The sequence below is a fragment of the Amycolatopsis sp. 505 genome, assembly GCF_031625235.1.
Classification (GTDB): domain Bacteria; phylum Actinomycetota; class Actinomycetes; order Mycobacteriales; family Pseudonocardiaceae; genus Amycolatopsis.
Genome location: NZ_JACKQP010000001.1, coordinates 950077 through 967575, shown reverse-complemented (window position 1 = coordinate 967575; position 17499 = coordinate 950077). Strand labels below are relative to the sequence as shown.

14 protein-coding genes are annotated in these 17499 nt (G+C 66.7%); 3 read left to right on the top strand and 11 right to left on the bottom strand.

What is annotated here, in order from left to right; translation table 11 throughout:
• Window positions 1-288 precede the first annotated feature (288 nt).
• From H5965_RS04645 to H5965_RS04635, 3 genes are read left to right on the top strand one after another with little or no spacing between them, the layout of a single operon-like run.
• Window positions 289-2034, top strand: a complete 1746-nt coding sequence (locus H5965_RS04645; RefSeq protein WP_310968048.1) for a class I SAM-dependent DNA methyltransferase — start codon at window positions 289-291, stop codon at window positions 2032-2034.
• Window positions 2031-3227, top strand: coding sequence for a restriction endonuclease subunit S (locus tag H5965_RS04640; RefSeq protein ID WP_310968047.1), 1197 nt, complete (start codon window positions 2031-2033; stop codon window positions 3225-3227). Before H5965_RS04645 ends, H5965_RS04640 begins: the two co-directional genes overlap by 4 nt.
• On the top strand, window positions 3227-6364 hold the full coding sequence (locus H5965_RS04635; RefSeq protein ID WP_310968046.1) for a type I restriction endonuclease: 3138 nt from the start codon (window positions 3227-3229) through the stop codon (window positions 6362-6364). Before H5965_RS04640 ends, H5965_RS04635 begins: the two co-directional genes overlap by 1 nt.
• 255 nt (window positions 6365-6619) lie before the next feature.
• On the opposite strand, the gene H5965_RS04630 is transcribed toward H5965_RS04635, so the two are convergent.
• From H5965_RS04630 to H5965_RS04580, 11 genes are all read right to left on the bottom strand, one after another.
• Window positions 6620-7045: a contact-dependent growth inhibition system immunity protein gene (locus tag H5965_RS04630; protein WP_310968045.1), complete on the bottom strand. Its 426-nt coding sequence runs from the start codon at window positions 7043-7045 to the stop codon at window positions 6620-6622.
• Window positions 7046-7084: 39 nt separating this feature from the next.
• Window positions 7085-8251 (bottom strand): putative T7SS-secreted protein, encoded by a 1167-nt coding sequence (locus tag H5965_RS04625; protein WP_310968044.1) that lies wholly within the window; start codon window positions 8249-8251, stop codon window positions 7085-7087.
• Complete coding sequence (locus H5965_RS04620; protein WP_310968043.1) at window positions 8244-8576, bottom strand: hypothetical protein; 333 nt, start codon at window positions 8574-8576, stop codon at window positions 8244-8246. The genes H5965_RS04625 and H5965_RS04620 overlap by 8 nt, the downstream gene beginning before the upstream one ends.
• A 320-nt stretch (window positions 8577-8896) precedes the next feature.
• Complete coding sequence (locus tag H5965_RS04615; RefSeq protein WP_310968042.1) at window positions 8897-9829, bottom strand: hypothetical protein; 933 nt, start codon at window positions 9827-9829, stop codon at window positions 8897-8899.
• A gap of 89 nt (window positions 9830-9918) precedes the next feature.
• Complete coding sequence (locus H5965_RS04610; RefSeq protein ID WP_310968041.1) at window positions 9919-10179, bottom strand: hypothetical protein; 261 nt, start codon at window positions 10177-10179, stop codon at window positions 9919-9921.
• A 13-nt stretch (window positions 10180-10192) separates the two neighbouring features.
• Window positions 10193-10714: a hypothetical protein gene (locus H5965_RS04605; protein ID WP_310968040.1), complete on the bottom strand. Its 522-nt coding sequence runs from the start codon at window positions 10712-10714 to the stop codon at window positions 10193-10195.
• A 7-nt stretch (window positions 10715-10721) separates the two neighbouring features.
• Entirely contained in the window at window positions 10722-12170 is a 1449-nt protein-coding gene (locus H5965_RS04600; protein ID WP_310968039.1) for a type IV secretory system conjugative DNA transfer family protein, read from the bottom strand.
• Between the two features lie 3 nt (window positions 12171-12173).
• On the bottom strand, window positions 12174-13619 hold the full coding sequence (locus H5965_RS04595) for a hypothetical protein (RefSeq protein ID WP_310968038.1): 1446 nt from the start codon (window positions 13617-13619) through the stop codon (window positions 12174-12176).
• Entirely contained in the window at window positions 13616-15157 is a 1542-nt protein-coding gene (locus H5965_RS04590) for a DUF4407 domain-containing protein (RefSeq protein WP_310968037.1), read from the bottom strand. Before H5965_RS04590 ends, H5965_RS04595 begins: the two co-directional genes overlap by 4 nt.
• Window positions 15154-16731: a hypothetical protein gene (locus H5965_RS04585; protein ID WP_310968036.1), complete on the bottom strand. Its 1578-nt coding sequence runs from the start codon at window positions 16729-16731 to the stop codon at window positions 15154-15156. The genes H5965_RS04590 and H5965_RS04585 overlap by 4 nt, the downstream gene beginning before the upstream one ends.
• Window positions 16728-17498: a protein phosphatase 2C domain-containing protein gene (locus H5965_RS04580; protein WP_310968035.1), complete on the bottom strand. Its 771-nt coding sequence runs from the start codon at window positions 17496-17498 to the stop codon at window positions 16728-16730. Before H5965_RS04580 ends, H5965_RS04585 begins: the two co-directional genes overlap by 4 nt.
• Between the last annotated feature and the right edge of the window lies 1 nt (window position 17499).

Here is a 17499-nt window from a genome sequence, read left to right as displayed (position 1 = left end):
GCAGCCCAGCGACCTCGCGGCAGGAGAGACCGAGTTCGTGGCCGAGGGATCGCCGCCTGGTTTCTCGCTTGCGCGAGCTCAAACGCCCTGGCCACGCGAGCGCCCGGTTGCAGGCTTTCACGCGGCCGAGCGCTGGTGGCGCCGCCGCCGGGAGGGACTGGCGATGCGCCATGATGTTCCTGTGACGCGCCGGCTGTCGCAGACTGTGCGCCGCCTGGTCGGACGGTGCGCACGTCCTCAAGCTGGACGTCCACCATTCATCGTCGAGTGAACGTCGTAAGGAGCCGCGTGAGCACTCTCGGTAGTTTTATCTGGTCGATTGCTGATCAGCTTCGGGGTCCCTACCGCCCCAACCAATACGGCAACGTGGTCCTCCCGCTCACGATCCTGCGTCGCCTCGATTGCATCCTTGAGCCCGACCGCGAGACGGTACGCAAGCTGGCGGCGAAGTACGACAACCCGAACCGGCTCAGGATCGAGGTCAAGAAGGCGACCGGCCGGTCGTTCTTCAACACCTCGAACTACTCCTTCGCCAACCTGCTGGCCGACGCCGACGGGCTGGCGGACAACCTGGCCGACTACATCGACCGGTTCTCACCTGATGTCGACGTGTTCGAGTACTTCGACTTCAAAAAGGAGATCCTCGCCCTGGAGAAGGCGGAACTCCTGCGCGAGGTCATCACCTCCTTCAAAGCCGTCGACCTGCATCCGGACGTCGTCTCCAACGCCGATATGGGCGATGCATTCGAGTACATCATCCGCAAGTTCAACGAGGCCGCGAACGAGACCTCCGGTGACCACTACACGCCACGGGACGCAATCCGGCTGCTGGTCGACCTGCTCTTCGCCGAGAAGGACGCCGACCTGACCGAGGCCGGCATCGTCCGCACGTTGTACGACCCGACTGCGGGCACCGGCGGCATGCTCGCCTTGGCCGAGGAGCATCTACTTGCGCAGAACCCCGACGCGAAGCTGAGCCTGTACGGCCAGGAGTACAACCCGCAGTCGTACGCGATTTGCAAGTCCGACCTGCTGGCCAAGGGCCATGACGCGACCAACATCGCCTTCGGCAACACGCTCACCGACGATGCGTTCAAAGGCCGCCAGTTCGACTTCTGCATGTCCAACCCGCCTTACGGCGTCGACTGGAAGCAGTACGCCAAGGCGGTCACCAAAGAGAAGGAGTCGGCAGGTCCTTACGGACGGTTCGCTCCGGGCCTTCCGTCCACCTCCGACGGGCAGATGCTCTTCCTGCTCCACCTGGTTCACAAGATGCGGGCGCCGGAGGATGGCGGCGGCCGCGCCGGGATCGTCATGAACGGCTCGCCGCTGTTCAACGGCGCTGCCGAGTCCGGCCCTTCCAATATCCGCAAATGGCTGCTGGAGAACGACCTGGTCGACGCGATTGTCGCGCTGCCGACCAGCATGTTCTTCAACACCGGGATCGCCACCTATATTTGGATCCTCGACAACACCAAGCACCCCGACCGCAAGGGTCTGGTCCAGCTCATCGACGGTTCGTCGTTCTGGACCAAGATGCGTAAGAACCTCGGCTCCAAGGGGCGCGAAATCAGTGACGCCGACCGCGCCAAGGTGGTGAAGTTGTACGACGACTTCACCGACGCCGACCCCGAGTACTCCAAGGTGCTGCGCAACGACGAGTTCGGCTACTGGACCATTACCGTTGAGCGTCCCCTCCTCGACAAGTCGGATAAGCCGATCGTCGACCGCAAGGGCAAGCCGAAGCCGGACACGAAGAAGCGCGACACCGAGAACGTCCCGTTCACCTACAGCGGCTCGACCGCCGGTGTGGTCGGCCAGGTCGATGTTATCCAGGCGTACTTCGACGCCGAGGTGAAACCCCACGTCTCCGACGCCTGGATCGACTGGGCCAAGGTCAAGACCGGCTACGAGATTCCCTTCACCCGCCACTTCTACAAGTACGTCCCGCCTCGCCCGCTCGCCGAGATCGACGCCGATCTGGAGAAGCAGGTCGCCAAGATCCTCGACCTACTTCGGGAGGTTGAGGGATGACCTCTCTGCATTCGACAAGGCCAACGAAGATCGATTGGTTGCAGGGACTCTCGCTTCCGTCCGACTGGAGTGAGTCGAAGGTGAAATTTGTTGCGCCTGGTATGCAAGCTGGTGAAGCTATTACGGCCGAATCGATCGAGCCAGTCGGCGCCTATCCCGTGTACGGCGGCAACGGACTCCGTGGCTACACCGAGGCAAAGACTCATAACGGCACTCGAATCCTGATCGGGCGCCAAGGTGCGTTGTGCGGCAACGTGCACCTCGTGTCCGGTGAGTTCTGGGCCTCTGAACATGCGATCGTCGCGCGTGCTGCAGACGCGGCCGATCCTCGCTGGCTTGCCTACCTCCTGCGAGTGATGAACCTTGGTCAGTACTCTCAGACAGCCGCGCAGCCGGGCATCGGAACTGCGCAGATCAACGCACTTTCGGTGCCGGTTCCGCCCCTCTCGCAGCAGCGTGCCATCGCCGACTATCTCGATCGCGAGACCGACCGCATCGACACGCTCATCGAGGAGCAGCAGCGCCTGATTGAGCTCCTCCGCGAGCGGCGTGCTGCGGTCCTCTCTGCAGTCTTCGACGCGGGCCCCGCGACCGAGGCAACCAAGGTCGGACGGCTGCTGGCGGCCCGACCGTCATACGGCGTGCTGGTTCCGAGGTACGTGGACGAGTCGGAGGGTGTTCCGTTTGTCCGGGTCGGCGACCTTCTGCACCTCGCTCCAGCGCGACCCATGTTGGCGATCGAACCGGAACAGTCGGACGAGTATTCCCGTACAAGAATCGTCGGCGGTGAAGTTCTTCTGGGCGTTGTAGGCAAGATGGGGCAGGCTGCACTCGCACCTCAGTGGCTTGCGGGCGCGAACGTCGCGCGGGCGGTGTCGGTGCTCCGTTGCGAAGACCCTGCTGTCGCCCCACTCTTGTGCGCCTGGCTCGGATCGAACAGCTTTCTGTATCAGGCTGAGTTAGCAACGAGCGGAGACAGCATTCAGCCTACGCTCGGTATGAAGGACCTCTCGCAGTTCGACATCAATCTGCCGACTGATCCCAATGCGGCTACGGACCTCGCTCGTCGGTTGGCGAAAATCGACACGCTGATCGACGAGACTGAGCGGTTCATTGAGCTCTCGAAGGAGCGCCGCGCCGCGTTGATCACGGCGGCGGTGACGGGGCAGGTCGACGTGCGGGAGATGGCGTGATGGCCGACCACAACGAGGTTGTCTTCGAGACCGAGATCTGCGAACATCTGGCTGGCCACGGGTGGTTGTATTCGGAGGACGACACCGGCTATGACCGGGAGCGTGCGCTCTTCCCCGATGACCTATTTGCCTGGCTGGAAGAGACTCAGCAGGCGCCGTACGAGAAGGCTTTGAAGGCCGCGGGGTCGCAGGCGAAGGTCCTTGACGTGTTGACCACGGCGCTCAATAAGCCTCTCGAACATGGTGGGGGGACGCTGAACATCCTGCGCAACGGGGTGCAGTACATCGGCGGCGGCCGGTTGAAGATGGCGCAGTTCCGTCCTGAGACCAGCCTGAACGCGACCACCAACGAGCAGTACGCGGCGATGCGGGTGCGGGTGATGCGGCAGGTCCATTTCTCCACTGCCGACCAGCGCAACATCGACCTGGTCTTCTTCATCAACGGGCTCCCTGTCGCCACCGTCGAGCTGAAGACCGACTTCACACAGTCCCTCGACCAAGCGATCAACCAGTACCGCAAGAACCGGAACCCGCTGACCAACGGTCGGCCGGAACCGCTGCTGTCCTTCGGTCACCGGGCGCTGGTGCACTTCGCGGTCTCCAACGACCTCGCCGCCATGACCACCCGGCTCGAGGGCGAGAAGACGCAATTCCTGCCGTTCAACAGGGGCCACGACGGTGGTGCCGGCAACCCGCCGGGCGCGGACGGGCGGTCGGCGACGGCCTACCTGTGGGAGCAAGTCTGGGAAAAGCACGCCTGGCTCAACATCATCGGCCGACTGATGATCGTGGAGACCAAGGAAGAGTGGGACGTCGCGACCGGGACCTCGGTGCGGCGTACGAGCATGCTCTTTCCCCGGTTCCACCAATGGGAGGCCGTGACGACCATCGTGGCCGCGGTGAGTGAAGAAGGAGTGGGTCATCGCTACCTGATCGAACACTCGGCAGGCTCGGGTAAGACGAATACCATCGCCTGGACTGCGCATCGGCTGGCGCGGTTACACGTGAAAGGCAAGAAGGCCTTCGACTCGGTGATCGTGGTCGTGGACCGCACCGTGCTCGACGGGCAGCTCCAGGAGGCGATCCGGCAGATCGACGGGTCGGGGAAGATCGTGGCCACGATCAGTCCGGAGGACGTGCGTAAGGCGGGGGCCAAGTCGAAGTCCGGGCTGCTGGCGACTGCGCTGAAGAACGGGGAGCTGATCATCGCGGTGACGGTGCAGACCTTCCCGTTCGCACTCGACGAGATACGGGCCGACAAGGGGCTGAAGGGGAAGCGGTTCGCGGTGATTGCGGACGAGGCGCACTCCTCGCAGTCCGGGCAGATCTCCTCCAAGCTCAAGGCCGTGCTGACCGCTGAGGAGGTCAAGGAGATCGAGGAGGGCGGCTCGATAAATGTCGAGTCAATCTTGGCTTCGGAGATGACCGAGCGGGCCGAGTCGAAGAACATCTCCTACTTCGCGTTTACTGCGACGCCGAAGAACAAGACCCTGGAGCTCTTCGGCCGCAAGGGTCCTGACAACAAGCCGGTCGAGTTCCACCTATACTCGATGCGGCAGGCGATCGAGGAGGGCTACATCCTCGACGTTCTCAAGGGTTACCAGTCCTACGACACTGCGCTGAAGATCGCCGGTCAGGCCGAGAGCGGCGACGGTGATGTTGTGGTGGACGAGGCCGCGGCGCGCAAAGGGTTGATGCGGTGGGTGAAGCTGCACCCGACCAACATCGGCCAGAAGGTGCAGATCATCGTCGAGCATTTCCACGTCAACGTCGCTCACCTGCTGGAGGGCAAGGCGAAGGCGATGGTCGTGACCGACTCTCGCAAGGCCGCGGTGAAGTACAAGAAGGCGATCGACGCGTACATCGACAAGCGGGCCGCCAACGATGCCTCGTACAACTACCGAACCCTGGTCGCCTTCTCCGGCTCGGTGACGATGGCCGAGGACGAAGAGTGGGCTTCGGACTGGGGGCCGCAGCCGAGCAGGGAAGACGAGTTCACCGAGGCCAACCTGAATCCTGGCGCCGGCTCGGACTTGGCCGCCGCCTTCAAGGGCGCAACGTACAAGATCATGCTGGTCGCCAACAAGTATCAGACAGGGTTCGACCAGCCGCTGCTCTCGGCGATGTACGTCGACAAGAAGCTCTCCGGGGTCACTGCCGTACAGACGCTGTCGCGGCTCAATCGCACCTATCGCACTGCGGGCGGAGAGCGCAAGCGCAAGACGTTCGTCATCGACTTCGTGAACAAGCCCGAGGACATCCGGGTGGCGTTCGAGCCTTACTTCACGAACGCCACCCTGGAGACCGAAACTGACCCTTACGTCGTTTTCCACCTCGCCACCAAGCTCGACCAGGCTGGTATCTATACGCCAGGGCAGGTGCGCGAGGTGGCCGAACTGTGGGTCACCCGGAAGGGCAACAACGCGCTCTCGGCTGCGATCAGCCCAGCCAAGAACGAGTTCGCCCGCCGCTACGCGGCTGCGATTGAGGCCGATGACAAGGTCACCCTCAACACTCTCGACCTGTTCCGCAAGGACGTCTCCACTTTTGTCCGGCTCTACGACTTCATGAGCCAGATCGTCGACTATGGCGATGCGTACATGGAGATGCTGTCGATCTTCCTGCGGCTCCTGGAGAAGGTCATCGCAGACTCGTCCTGGGCCGCAGAGGTCGATTTGTCCGATGTAGTCCTCGTCGGCGTCAAGCACAGCAAGGGAACCGCAGTCGACATCTCGCTGACCGGCGACGGCGAGCTCAAAGGCATCAGCGCTGCGGGCACCGGCGGCCGGAAGGAGCCGAAGTACGTCGCACTCCAGGTCGTCATCGACAAGATGAATGATCTCTTCGGTGCCGAGTCGTTCACGGGGTCGCAGGTCCGGGAGTTCGTGCAGGGCCTGGTGCAGCGGCTGCTCGCCCACCCGGACCTGATCAACCAGACCAAGGTGAACTCGAAGAAGCAATTCATGGAGTCGCAGGACTTCCAGGCTGCGGTCGTCGAGGCGGTGGTCGAGAATCAGGAGGCCCACAACACCATGGCGGACTACTTCTTCAGTGACGGGCCTGGCGTCAACGCTGTCATCGTGGCACTCGCGGACGCCTTTTACGAGGCTGCGATCGATCGGCAAACGGATGTGTGAGCAGCCTGGGTGCCGTGCCACGAAGGTGTTTCGGCATTCTCGATCAGTCTCTATAGCTTGCCAGCGGTCACCCGAAGGTGATGGCGAGCGCACAGGTGGCGTGCCGCGCACACATAAGTTTCCAATCGGCCATCGCAGCGGTAGCGAGAGCGGTCTCGTGTAGTTGGCGGCGGTCAGCGCCATTCCCGTCTTGCTCCGACAGGTATTGAAACAATTCCGCAGATCAGATGTCCGCGGCTGTCCTAAGCGTGGATGTCAGCCGCGGAACATGTTGATCTGCTGCCAGATGGTGTCGTGTGGTGCGTCGTGATCGTCGAGGTTGCCGAGGGACTTCACTGCTCCGGTCACGGCTGAAGCGCGGCTTCGTTGGTCAGGGTGCTGTTGCCAGTACGCCTGCGGGATCTTCAGCACGGCCGTGAGCAGGTCGCCGGGGTAGAAGTCGCCTTCGGCGAGAGGGTTCTGCTCCAGGTGGGTCAGCGCAATGGGGACCAGTACGTCGAGGCTCTCCTGCTGGAGCAGAAGTACACGGAGGTCTTCGACGTCCAAGGAGCCGATTGGCTTGTGGCGCAGCTCGTAGACGGTTTTGATCAGCCGGGTTGCGTCGGCTGGTGGGTTACCCCAGTGGCGGTCTTCGATCTGCTCAAGGGTGAGCGATTCGTCGACGTCAGGACTGGTCCCCATGGCTCCTCGTGTCAGTTATCGTGGTCGTGCGTGTGCCTGTTATCCGCGTGGTACCCACTGCTCACTGTAGTCGAGCAGCCGACTGGCCTCGGACAGCTCGGCCTCGACGGCGGGACGGTCTTCGGGTGACAGTCGTGAGTCGCTGAGCTGGCGTTTCAGGCGGTTGATCTGGTTCGAGAGGCCGTTTTGGGCCTCCCTGACTTCGGTGACGTGGTCCCAGGGGGTGCCGTCGCCCTTGCGGGCGACGACTTCGCCGTTCAGTTCGCGGCGGGCGCCGTCGAGGTCCTTGTCGGTGAGGTGTTCCTTGAGACGGTCCGTCTTGGTGGGCTTGGTCGGGTTGGAACGCGGTTTGACGGGTTCGACGTGGTCGTCGGTCATGGCGTGCCGGGCGAGGTCGCCGACGGCGCCGACGGTCATCGTTCCGCCGACGGCGATGCCGGCTGCGGAAACGACGTTGAGGGGCACACCGGCGATGGCGCCGATGCCGGTGGCGTCGAGGAGGAGGCCCGCGCCTTCGCCTGCTGAGCTGATCGTGGTCAGCGCTATTCCGCCGACCGCGGCGGCGGTGTCGACCGGGTGGTTGAGCATGGCGTTGCCGAACGAGGCGAGGCTGTTCGCGGCGTGGGTGCCGAGGTCGGCGAGGAAGTTGCCGGCGTCGTCGAGCCAGCTGGACTTTTGTGGTGCTACGTCCGCTTCGGTGTCGAGCATGCCTGCGATGGAGTTACCGGCCTCGGTCAGCTGCTCTCGGGCTCGGTCGAGCGTGTCCTGGGCAGCTTGCCGTCCGCCTTCACCCGGATCGGTGAACGGTGGCAGAGGCTGGTTGTGGGCCTGAGCCTCAGCTACGGCGGCATCGTGCCGGGCTTTGGCCTGCTGGGTGGCAGCTTGGGCGTTGTTCCACTGGGCGATGGCTTCGCCTGCCTGGGTTTGGGCCCAGCGGAGCGTGTGCGCGTAGTCGGTGAGCAGTGACCCGCCTCGGTGCAGGGTGTCGGCGGCGTCGAACCACTTGTTCGGCTCGTAGCTGAACTTGTCGTGGAATGCGCGGGCGGCGGGGCCTTCCCAGGCTCCGGTGTCGATAGCTTTGAGCCCGTCAGCGGCCTGGCCGGCGAGGTCGCCGCGGGCGTTCAGTACGCGCGCGTTCTCCTCGATCGCTTCGGGTTTGCCGGGGACGAGGGCTGTCGGGTCGCTGGTGTCTCCGAGTTCAGCCATCGTCCACCGGTCCCTGGCCCGGGTCGGTGGTGAGTGAGCCGGCAGCGGCGGACTCCGTCGCTCGGTACGCGGCGGCTGCCTTGGTGAGGACGTTGCCGATCGCGTCCGCATCGTCGGTCAGGATGTCGAGGCCGTCGCTCCAGCGGACGCAGAAGTTCATCAGGGAGTTGTGGATGCCGTCGTGTCCGTACAGGCTGGTATCGCCGCACAGGTCGCGTAGCTCGAAGCTCGACTGGTCGGTCACGCTTCGCTTGATGCCGTTCGCGGCTTCCTCCATCTTGCCGACGTCGACATGGAACCCAGGGCCATCCACTACTGAAACCATCCCCCTCGAACACGTTCAGTACTCATCGAGTGTGGATGATTCGAACGCCGATGACAAGCGGTCGACCTGCCGCGAGCGCAGCTGGACGAACGGAGACATAACGGAGCCCAGACCTGCCGCCAAGGCACGTTACGATAAGCGCTGCATACCTAAAACTGCTGGTAGAAGCCGTTTCCAACGCGACCACGATTGGATCGCTGCGGCGTCACGAGCAGGCTTTTAATCCGTAGGTTCTGGGTTCGAGCCCCAGGCGGCCCACCACGATCGACGTCTCCGCCGCGGCCTCGAGGATCGCGACGGAGCTGCCTCATCGAGAGCCGTCAGAGGGCGGACTGGAAGAACACGTCCTGGGTCAGCTTCGTGATCCGGCCGGCCGAATCCTGCCAGGACAGCGTGGTCGGTTCCAGGGTCAGCACCACGACGATCTTGCAGTCCACCGTGCCGCTCGTGTGCATCGCGCGGCTGGTCAGGTCGATGTCCTGGGTGCCGAACGTCCGGGCGCCGTCGGGCGTGCCTTCGCCGCTGGACGCGAGCGCCTTGGCGGCCTTTACCTCCGGTGAGTTCAGCACGCGCCGCTCGTTGGCGGACGGTTCCGTGCACTCCTGACCGGACTCGGGCGCTGCGCCGAAACCGGACCAGCCCTGCTTGACCGCCTTTGGGCCGGGCACCGCGCTCGGGAGGCCGAACGACTGGTCGAAGCCGTCCGAACCGCACTTGGTCGACCGCGCCAGGTTGCCCATGATGAAGTCGCGGTACTTCGGGTTCGCGTCGTGCAGGATGTACTGGTACGTCTTGGCGATGTCCGCGGCGCTGATCGCCGTGTACCCCCACTTGCCGCGGCTGGCCGGTGGTGCGGTGTCGGTGAGGCCGATCTTGGTGACCATCCGCTTGATGATCTCGTCCCAGCCGTCGCGCACCCACAGCGTGCTGGCCGCGTCGTCGTTGCTGGAACGCAGCATCGGCTCCAGCAGCGCCAGGTCGTCGGCCGGGATCTCGTAGTCCGGGCCGTGGGATTCGAGGTAGTCGAGGGCGATGAACAGCTTGACCAGCGAGGCCGAGCGGTACTGCTTGTGCTCGTCGGAGCCGTAGGTCTGGCCGGTCTCCTGATCGACGACGAGGTAGCTGGCGGTCATCCCCTCGAGAAGGTCCACCGAAGACGTCGCCGCCGAAGCCGGCCCGGCCGCCACGGCCACGCTGGCGACGACGCCGGTCGCGATCGTTGCCAGACGGAAGATTTTTCTCAAGTCAACCACCCCAGTTTTCGCTAGATCAACTTTGTTGGGGGGTCACCCTATCGGGTTAGTTGCCCGGCAGATTTTCGTCGTCGGGTCGCGCTTCGGCGTTACGGCCCGAACCACTCCACACGGCGGGCGGCGAGCCATTCGGCGGCTTCGGCCGGCGTCCGGAACGTCCGGGACATCAGCCGCCGGGCGTCGTCGAGGGTCAGCAGGCGATCGCTGATCACCGTGTCGATTTCCGCGCGGACCCGCTGGGCCAGCTCGCTGTCCGGGTGCTGTCGCAGGATCTTCGCCGTGTCGGTCAGGTCTTCCTCCGCTGCGCAGTACGCGGTCAGGAAGTCCTCGAAGTGGCGGCTCATCGGCATGGTGGCTCCGTGCTCACGGGGTGGGATAGCAGGTGTGCAGGTACCAGCCGCCGCCTGGGCGCGCCCGGTAGACGGCCACGACTTGCGCCTGAGGCGTGAACCGGGTCATCCGGACGCCGTTGCGGTCGGCGGTGTGACCGGCGACGGCCCGGGACCAGTCTGCCCCGATCGCCTGGCGCAGCGGAATCCGGACCACGGGACGCACGGTTTGCGGCGGCTGGCCACGGCGCAACGCGGCTTCTGCCTCGGCCATGCTCCGGCGGTACTCCTGAGAGCGCTCGACACCGCCGACCGCCCGGGCGAGGTGGGTCTCGTGGGTCCAGCGGGTGGCGTTGGAGCGGAAGTGGGCGCGGCCGCCCGGGTTGTCGACGAGTGCGCGTTGGGCGCGGGCCCGCGTCTCCGCCGGCCCCACGTCGACGTGGCGCCTGAAGGCGTGCCCGCGGTAGGTGCGCTCCTCGTCGCGGAGGTGTTTGACCCGCTCGCGGACACTTCGATCGTCACGAAAGCGATCGTCGCCGCTCCTGGCGCGGGTCACCGCCGGCTCACCTCGCGAAGTCGACGAGGAAGGGCACCGCGGCCGTCGAGCGGGCGTGCACGATGGCCGGGCGGCCGCCGAACGGGATGTTCATGATCTCCCGTTCGCCGAGGACGGGGACGGTTTGCTGGCCCGTGGAGGTGCTGGTCTGGTAGCCGAATCCCTGCGCCGTACGGGCGACGGTCGTGGTCTCGACCGTGTGTTTGCCGAGTCGTTCGGACAGGAAGCGCGCGGACTCCTGTGACACGCCGCTGAAGGAGACGTAGACGTCGCAGTTGGCGAGCGCGACCGAGCGCTCGGCCGGGTCGCTGAACTGGGCGACGTCCTGCAGGGCGATGACGATGCCCATGCCGGCGGAGCGGGCCACGCTGAGCAGGTTCTTGTAGTCGACGCGGTCGGCCAGCTGGGCAGCCTCGTCCAGGATGAGCATGACCGGCGGCCCCTGGTAGCCGCTGAAGCGGTTGTACACGCGGAAGAGCAGGTCGTTGATGAACAAGCTGGAAAGGCTCTGCGCCATCTGGCCGTCCTGCAGCGGGGCGACCACCGACAGCAGCTGCCGCTCGGTGAGGATGTCCGGCGTCGTGAGTGTGCCGTTCGTGGTCACCGCCTCGACCGACGGCCGAGCGAGCGCGTCGAGCCGGACGACGACCCCGGTCACGCGCTTGGCGAAGTCGTCGGGTGGCAGGTAGGGCAGGTCGCGGAGCCGGGCTGCGCCGGGGTTGTGGGGATAGCGCTGCAGCAGGAGGTCGAGTTGCGCTTGGTCACGCAGCAGGCCGAGCAGCTTGCCGGCGGTCCACTTGTGCCGGTTCGGAGATGCCTGGGCCAGTTCGAGGAGTCCACGGAGGACCTGGCCGTCCAAGTGGAAGAAGTACGGGTCGGCCTTCGGCGGCGGCTGTTTGCCGATGATGGACTGGACCGCGCTGTCCACCGCGCGGTCGGAGTCGATGCTCTGGAGCCAGTTCCACCGGGCCGAGCGGGCGGGGTCGGTGTAGTCGATCTTGCGGGCTCGTACGCCCAGCGGGTTGCCCTGCGCCTGCACTTCCGCGCGGACGGTGTCCAGCAAGTCGCCCTTCACGTCGACGCACACCACGCTGTAGCCGCAGCGCAGCGCGGCGACCGTCCACGGCACGATGACCGACCTCGTTTTGCCTGCTCCGGAGGGCCCGACGACGCAGGCGTGCAGACGCAGCTGTGCGTCGGACAGGCCGACCGGAGCCCCGCGCCGTCCCTTGACCGACACGAAACGGCCGAGCGGGAACTCACCCGTGGTCAGGGCCCCAGGCGCCCGCGAGCCCTGATAGAGCCCGCGGTGGTCGAAGGGGCCCACGGCCCGCCGACGGCCGTCGGCGGCCAGTTGCGCGCTCCCGACCCGCTCGGCCACCGCGCGGCCGACCGCCGCCGACGTGCGCATGACCCCCTTGGCCACGGCGGTGTACATCGACAGGACCCCGGACACGGCTCACTCCTCGCTTTGAGACGACGGCTCGGCGGACACGGTGGTCAGCTCCTCGTCGGCGTCCGGCTGAATCGGTGGTTCGACGACTCGCCGCAGCTCGTCCACGAGGTCTTCGTGGTGTTCGAAAACCTGGGCACCTGCCGAGGCGAACCGCTCCTCGTCCTCTTCGGTGCTCCCGCGTTCGAAGCTGACCCAAGTGACCGTGGCGGCGGAGCAAAGCCCGCTGAGCCGCATCCTGGTGTCCTCGCCGATGTGGGGAAGCGACCCCGCGATGAAGACCACCGCGGTGCGGACGGGTTCGACGTCCCGCCGCCGGAACGACGACCGGTCCCGTTCCACGGTATCCAGGATGTCGCGCGACGCGTCGAACAGGTCGAAGTGCTCACCCCACTGCTCCGGGAAGTCCCGGTGACGCAGCAACGCGGGATCGGACAACGGCCGCCCCGGGGTCAGTTTCCGGCCCGCGCTGAAGGTCCGCACGAACCACGGGTCCCGATCCGTGCCGTCGGCCGGGGCCAGCAGCGTCTGGGTCAGCGTGCAGGCGAATTCGGCCCGGGCCCTGCGCTTCGGCCGGGGCAGCTTCACGGGTTCGGACGCGAACACCAGGTAGAGGAGCACGACCCGGTCCACGTGCTCGCTCAGCTCCTCGATCACGTCCACGCCGGAGCTCGGCAGCTTCCGCCGTGCGAGGAGCTCCCGCGACCGGTCGAGGACGGCGTCCGGCACCAGGCCGGTGAGGGACAGCTTGATCCGGCCGGCCGGCTCCGGGCTTCGCGCCGGCGTGGGCACCGGCAGCTCCGGAGCCGGTGACACCGCCGGGACGGGGCGTTCGGGAGCTTGCGCAGGCACCACCGGAGCTTCCGGAGGTGGTTCCACGGGCTGCTCCTCGAAAGCGGGCAGTGGGGGCGGCACCACCGAAGTGCTCGCGGCCATGCGGGCCAGCTGCTCAACCGCCAGGCTGAAGCCCGCGGTCCGGTCGACTTCGTGGGCCGTGGCTTCGATCGCGTCCATGATGTGCGGGACGAGCTCGGCACTCGGGCCGGCTTCACGGTCGTCGCCGTCGGGAGCCGCCAGGGTGGCGGTGCGGAAGATGATCGGCAGCTCACCGAGACGCGGTGTGTTGGCCAGCGCGTTGACGAGGCGATCCGATTCCTCGGGGTCCGGGTGCACCAGCAATACGCAGAAGGTGGCGAGCGGTGCGGGGTTGCGCGCGGGAGAAGCGCCCCAGTACACCAGGTCGCGGTACAGCCTGAACGCGACCGTCTCGAGATCACCGCTCAGCGGGTCGTCGTCGGCCGGAGTGGCCACCCGTGACGCGTCGAGGTACACGGGGTCGTTGTAGATCAGCTGCTCGACCTGCCGCACCGCCTCGGCAGCCGCCGCCGAAAGCGGCTCCGGCGCGACTACGAGGACAAGGCACCCGACCCAGGTCGCCACCGGGTCCGTCATGGCGTGCTCCCGTTCGTCGAGCCGATCTTCTTCCCGTTCGGCAGGTTGAACTTGCTGCGGACGTTCTGCTGCCCGCTGCCGGTGGCCTGGGGCGGAACGTGCCCGCCACCGGCGCTCCCGTTGGCGCCGGCCGGCTTGCCCGCCGCGCCGGCCGCGGTGTGCAGCGTCTTCTGGACGTCCCGCGCCCACTGCGCCAGTGCGGCGTCGAGGATGGTTTCCATTTCCTTGGCGACCCTCTCGTTCGCCTTGATGCCCAGATCCTGCTCACGCGAGCGCATGTCGTCGACGACCGCGCCTTCCTTCTTGACCTCTTCCGCCGCCCGCCGCTCGGCCTCATCGCGGTCCCGCGCCTGCTTGCGCTTCTCGATCTTGGCGTTTTCGACGTCGGTGTCTTCGGCGGCATCGCGGTTGCGCTCGTAGGCCGACGGCGGTCCGAGGCTCGTCAGGATCTTCACCAGCACCGGAAGCAGCTCGATCATGAAGAGCAACCCGGCGACGGCGTAGTGGGTCGAGGCGGCCGCGCCGTTGTCCTTGCCGAGGTTGCTCAGGGCGATGATCTGGGCGAGAAGACCCTGGTTCTCGTCGTTCTTCGTCGTGACGTCGTTGACCTGGCCGCTCACCTGGGCTTGCAGCGCGGCTTCCTGCTGACGCAGCCCGGGGAGCTCGGCCCTGGCCACCTCCTGAGCTTTGCCGAGGGCGTTCTGCCCCTGCGTGGAAACCGACTCCCGCGCCGCCGTGAGAGCGCCTTCCGCCTGGGTGACCGCTTTGCCGGCGTCATCGGCCAGCCGCTGGGCTTCCTGGTACTCGCGCTCCCGCGCCTTCGCCAGGTTGCCGTTCCCCGGCACGTTGGTGGATCCCTCGCACGACGACCCATACAGCTCGCACTGCCAGGCCCGGTACTTCGCCTCGGCGGCGGTGCGTGCCTTGTCGTAGTCCTGCCGGGCCTTGTCCAGGTAGTCCTGGCGGTTCTTGACCTCCGGCGAGTCCGCGGCGGGCAGCACGCCGCGAAGGGTGTTCTCGTGAACTGCGATCTTCTCCCGGGTCTGTGCGAGCAGCTTGACCGCCGGGGTCTCGGCGAGGACGTCGCCGGTCTCCTTGGCCTTCGTGAGGTTGTCCGAGATGATCTGGGCCGAGATTTCGTCGTGGAAGATCTGCAGGACGAGCGGTGTCGAGATCACGATGCCCAGGAGGGCCGCGATGACGACGCGGACGCCGACGACGGTCAGCGCCTTCGCGAACCCGCCGCGCAGTTTCAGGTTCATGATCAGGAAGCGGTCGATGACCGCGATGATGCAACCCCAGACCAGCCCGCCGAAGACCGAGAGGGCCACCGGCAGGTGCACGCCGTTGCTCAGGGCGAAGGACATCGAGAGGACGCCGAGCCCGGCGGTCGCCAGCACGACCAGTCCCATTTGGACGAACGAGCTGCGGTTCGTGGGTGCGGTCAGCAGGATGTCCCGGTCGGCGCCGCCGATCCAGGTGAGCGTGTCGCCGAACCGCCGCTCGGGTGTGGTGGCCTGGCCTGAGGACTTGGTCATGGTCTCGTGCTTCCCTGTCGCAGGGCGGCGGCAACTTCGGCCGCCACCCGGTCCTTGAGCTGTGTGCGCGCGTCGGCGAGCGTTTCGTGCACGCCCGCGACGGTTTTCGTGCCTGCCGCGGCCAGGTCCGGACCCGGCGCGGAGGAGAGCAGCGCCCAGTTGCCGAGCTGCCCCGCCCCGGACGCACCGCCGGACACCGCGGCCGCGACTCGCTGCATCGGCGCCGGACTCGCGCTCACCGAGGAGAGCGCGCCGGCGACCGCGTCCAGCGACGGGAACTCGGGCCGTGGAACCGGGTGCCCGGCGGTGCTGACAAGGGGAACGGCGGGCAGCATGTGCAGCACGGGCGGAATGGTCACGGCGGGGACACCCGGGACGACCGGCCGAGGCAGGCCATCGAGGGAGACCTGGAAAGCCGGAAGGTCGTAGAGCGTGGCGTTCCCGGCGAGTGCTTGGACGCTGCCGTGGTTGTTGATCACTTCGACGTGGATCGCGCCGGACGCCTGCGGGGTCACGGTGCAGGCGCCCGTGGCCGTGCCCCGGTCCGGCACGGTGACGTGCAGGCCGTTGGCGCCGGTGATGACGATCTCCTTGGCGCCGGTGCTTTCCCAGCTCACCTGGATGTCCTGGCCGCGGATGGTGGTGTCGCGGTCGAGCCAGGCCGCGCGCAGGACAGGCGGGCTGGCCAGGGCGAGCAGATTGCGCTCGAGGCAGTCGAAAAGCTCCCGCGCGCTCGGCCGCCGTGCGCGATCGGGGCCCACCGCGCGGGCGACGACGTCGATCGCCTGCTGGTCCAGTTTCCCGGTCAGGATGGCCGGATCCTTGGCCTGGGTGACCCCCGAACCCTGGGACAGGCAGCGGATGACGCACAAGCCGAGTTTGTAGACGTCGGTGACGTCGTCCTGCAGCCGCGTGCCGGCGGACATCTCGGGAGGGTTGAACGACGGCGAGTGCATCTGCTTGCGCTGGGGGTCGGTCGCCGACGCGGTGGCGTCGCAGTCGAGCAGCTTGACCCGTACGGGGTTGAGGGCCACCGCGGCGTTCTTCAGGCTGAGGTCGCCGTAGACGATCCCGTGCCGGTGCAGCCGGCCGACGGCGTAGACGAGCTGGGCCACCAGGGCGATCCGGGTGGGCAGGTCCTGGAAGCCGGACCGGTCGATCCCGAGCCGTCGTACGAGGCTGTCCTTCGCGGACAGCCACTGGAGCTCCATGACGAGCTTGCCGGGCGGCCCGTTCTGCGGCTTGGTCTGTGTGAAGAAGTCGGGCGGAATGAGGGACATCACCATGCCGCAGGGCTGCCCGCCGTCTTCGACCACGTCGACGGGCCACGTCGTGTACTCGTCGAGGTCATCGCGGTCGGCCGGGCTCAGGCCGGCCCGGAAGGCGACCGCCTTGACGATGCTGTCGAGGGCCTGCGCCCGGACCGCCGCGGTCACCGGGCCGCCGACCGGCTTGATCTCCTTGTACGCCAGCTGAGGACACCCCGGAAGGCTGAACTTCGTCAGCCGGTGGACCTCACCGACCGCTCCGCCGGCGATGAAGTCCATCGGCCCCAGGTCCTTCTTGCGGATCAAGGCTCCGCCCCTTCCCCGGCGCGCACCCACAGGCCGACCACCGTGCGGTCGTCGAGGTGCCCCTTGCGGCCGAACCCGACCTGGCTGCCGAAGTCGAAGATCGGCGGCGGCGCGCACCACCACTCCGCCAGCTCCGCGCGGACCTCCGCCGACCCGCGCAACGGGCCGTCCACTCCGTCGGTCATGACGAACAGCGCGCCGCCGTCGAGAACCGTCTGCGTGAGCCGGAGCTTCGGTTCTCCGGTGGGGAGGGCGCGAACCGAGCCGGTGTGCAGCGCCCCTTCCGCCTCCGCGTCGCCGGCGAGCTCGGACCACGTGCTTGCGCCGGACAGCACCCACGCCGTGCTGTCGTCGCTGCGGACGAAGTCGACCTGGAGGCCGCCTTGTCCGGGCGTGATCGCCACCGCCACCACGGTCGTCGCCATGCCCTGGTCGGTGCGCTCATCGGGGGAAAGCCCGGCGTGGACCTGTTCGACGAACGCGGCCAGCTCGGCGTTCACCATCCCGACCGCCTTTTCCCAGTCCCGGGTGGACAGGTAGTGCGCGGGCAGCCGGTCGACGACGAAAGCGGCCGCCTCCTGCGACCGCGGCAGCGAGCCGACGCCGTCGCACACGACCACCACCACGGTCCCGCTCAGCGGGTCGCGGACGACGGAGAACCCGTCCTGCCGCGGCTTGCCGAGGTAGCGGTGCAGCAGGCCCCGCACCGACGCGGCGCGGATTTCCAGCTCCGGTGTCGAGTGCTCGGACAGCACGTGGTCGGGCACC

What these genes read in the sequence shown, in the direction of transcription:
- H5965_RS04595 (WP_310968038.1), bottom strand. Translation starts at nt 13,619, where the DNA reads ATGACGGACCCGGTGGCGACCTGGGTCGGGTGCCTTGTCCTCGTAGTC.
- H5965_RS04620 (WP_310968043.1), bottom strand. Translation starts at nt 8,576, where the DNA reads ATGGTTTCAGTAGTGGATGGCCCTGGGTTCCATGTCGACGTCGGCAAG.
- H5965_RS04590 (WP_310968037.1), bottom strand. Translation starts at nt 15,157, where the DNA reads ATGACCAAGTCCTCAGGCCAGGCCACCACACCCGAGCGGCGGTTCGGC.
- H5965_RS04610 (WP_310968041.1), bottom strand. Translation starts at nt 10,179, where the DNA reads ATGCCGATGAGCCGCCACTTCGAGGACTTCCTGACCGCGTACTGCGCA.
- H5965_RS04630 (WP_310968045.1), bottom strand. Translation starts at nt 7,045, where the DNA reads ATGGGGACCAGTCCTGACGTCGACGAATCGCTCACCCTTGAGCAGATC.
- H5965_RS04640 (WP_310968047.1), top strand. Translation starts at nt 2,031, where the DNA reads ATGACCTCTCTGCATTCGACAAGGCCAACGAAGATCGATTGGTTGCAG.
- H5965_RS04635 (WP_310968046.1), top strand. Translation starts at nt 3,227, where the DNA reads ATGGCCGACCACAACGAGGTTGTCTTCGAGACCGAGATCTGCGAACAT.
- H5965_RS04625 (WP_310968044.1), bottom strand. Translation starts at nt 8,251, where the DNA reads ATGGCTGAACTCGGAGACACCAGCGACCCGACAGCCCTCGTCCCCGGC.